The organism is Bacillus sp. LR_5, from assembly GCF_042709275.1.
Map to the genome: position 1 here is coordinate 1 of NZ_JAVAXX010000515.1, position 2,355 is coordinate 2,355.

2 protein-coding genes and 1 pseudogene are annotated in these 2,355 nt (G+C 35.8%); 1 reads left to right on the forward strand and 2 read right to left on the reverse strand.

What is annotated here, in order from left to right; translation table 11 throughout:
• On the forward strand, positions 1-671 hold a 671-nt coding region (locus tag RAC86_RS37855), incomplete at its 5' end, for an L-lactate permease (protein WP_377886875.1).
• Positions 672-742: 71 nt separating this feature from the next.
• Here the strand turns inward: RAC86_RS37855 and RAC86_RS37860 are convergent.
• Positions 743-1,980 (reverse strand): annotated as a pseudogene (locus tag RAC86_RS37860) (Y-family DNA polymerase).
• Positions 1,973-2,305 carry a YolD-like family protein gene (locus RAC86_RS37865; RefSeq protein WP_072566414.1) on the reverse strand — a complete coding sequence of 111 codons (333 nt, stop codon included), beginning with the start codon at positions 2,303-2,305 and terminating at the stop codon, positions 1,973-1,975. The pseudogene RAC86_RS37860 and the gene RAC86_RS37865 overlap by 8 nt, the downstream one beginning before the upstream one ends.
• Between the last annotated feature and the right edge of the window lie 50 nt (positions 2,306-2,355).

The window sequence follows — 2,355 nt, forward strand, 5'->3', positions numbered from 1 at the left end:
GTCCTTACTTATTTTTGACTATATCAATTTTTGCCACAAGACTTATACCCTTATTTAAAGATTTTTTAGAATCAACTTTTGTTCTTGAGTTACCTGCTTTTTCTTTTTCGTTAGCTTTACTTTATTCGCCGGGTTTCTGGCTTTTTGTTACATGTCTATATACGATATTCATTTTTAAAATTTCAAAGAATGTTATCTGGAATTCAATTAAAACCACTATAAAACAATGGGTTCCTTTTGTAATTTCCACCACAGCATTTGTAGCAATTTCACAATTAATGACTGCATCAAACATGACCTTTACCATAGCTAATGCTGCTGGATTAATGTTTGGTACACTATTTATATACGTTTCTCCATTTATTGGGGGAATCGGGGGCTTCCTTACAGGTAGTAATACAGGATCAAATGCAATGTTCACCCAATTACAAGTTCAAACAGCAACAAAAACTGGATTACCATTAAATTTAGTTGCAAGTATTCAAAATGCAAGTTCTTCACATGCAACGATGGCTTGTCCTTCTAGAATTGCATTAGGAGCGACATTATGTGGAATCGAGTCAGAAGAGAACAGTTTATTAAAAAAGATGACTTTAATCGTAGTTGGAGCAATATTATTAATTATCATTATGACTATTATTTTATTGTTACTTGGAAACTATTCTAAATAAATTCATTTTTAGTTTGTAAGTCAGAAACTTCATAACTCATCCATGTTTAACCCTTCTCAATGAGAAGGGTTTTAACTCTTATGTCCACCTGTTAAACCAGCTCTGTAAAGTGCTGTCCCTGCAGGCGTATAAGAAACAGCCCTTAATATCGCCTTTGAGCTATCCCGTCCATTACAAATCCAAGCTTTCTTCTGTTTTCATTATCCACTTCAAATAAACTCAACTGCTGATTCACATCATCCTCTATATTAGAAAGAGTGACTGAGATACTTCGCATAGTCTTACCTGAGTAAAACTTATTAAAGAGCATCAGGCAGCATCTATAAATATCCATCATTATATTTGTAGGAAGATCAATTGTTTTTGCTCGATAAAATCCACCCCCAAGCTCATCTTTACTGTAACCAATACCCAGGCTAATTGTTCGACCAGCTTTGTTGTGTGTACGTGCCCTTCTTGCGACTTCCTCACAAATTTCCAAAAGAACAGCCTTAATCTCTTCTCTCCTTGTATAATCCCTCAGTAAAATCTGACTCTTACCAAAACTAATCTGATCTTGCATCAACGGAGCACCTATTTCTGATAAATCAATTCCGTGAGCATGGTAGTACAACTGGTTTCCCATTATGCCGAACTTCTTTTCAAGCAGCTCTAAAGGAAATTTAGCTAACTGACCTACAGTTGATATTCCTATCCGATTCAGGTTTCTTTCCATCCTCCCTCCTATTCCCCACATTTTAGACAACGGGTGAACATTCCAGAGTTTATTTGGCACATCTTCATATCTCCAACGTGCAATACCACTCTTTGTTTTCTTACTTTCCAGGTCAAGCGCAAGCTTACTGAGTAACATATTATCTCCAATGCCCACTGTGCACATCAAACCAAATTCTCTCCACAAGCTGTTTTGGATTGCTTTAGCCATTCCTTCGGGATCTTCTTTTCCTGCATCTAAAAAAGATTCATCAATTGAATACGTATGGACACATTTCTCAGGAACAAATCTGTAAAACAGCTTTGTAATCTCAGTCGAAACTCTGATGAAAAGCTTCATTTGCGGATTTACAATGTGTATTCTTGGATCTTCAGGTATCTCAAATAGTCTCGATCCTGTTTTGATTCCAAAATCTTTTTTAAGTGCAGGAGATGCAGCTAATACTACACTTCCCTGTCTCTCCGTATTCCCTACAACAGCAAGATAACATGTTAAAGGGTTAAGCCCCATTGTTACAGCCGATACAGAAGCATAAAAGGATTTCATATCGACACAAAGTATATTCTTACGTGGAAATTGTGAGTAATCAATCATTGTATGTAACTCCTATGATGTTATTCATGTTGATATAAATTGTATTGTCGTTCTGGTCTTTTACGTGAAGCTTTTGTTGTTCAAAATTAATGTAATGGACTCTGCCGGTAACATTTTCAACGAATCCATTGTTAAAGAGTTTGAATTTCATCTCTTTATTAAATCCTAATGCCTCAGAGACGAGAATATCCATCTCCTCAATTTGTTGATCATCTAAGGCTGGCTTTTCAATTTTTGATACATCAATCAAATCTTGTCTAAGCTGTGTTAAATGTTCTGGAAGCATCATTGATGTCCATTTGATTGTTCCTCGATCCCTAAGCATATCGACTCACTCCTTTATCGATCTAATATTAACAGAACAAATGTTCTTTA

Bases quoted from the DNA above. Each gene is read 5' to 3' on its own strand.
- RAC86_RS37865 (WP_072566414.1), bottom strand. From the start codon at position 2,305: ATGCTTAGGGATCGAGGAACAATCAAATGGACATCAATGATGCTTCCA.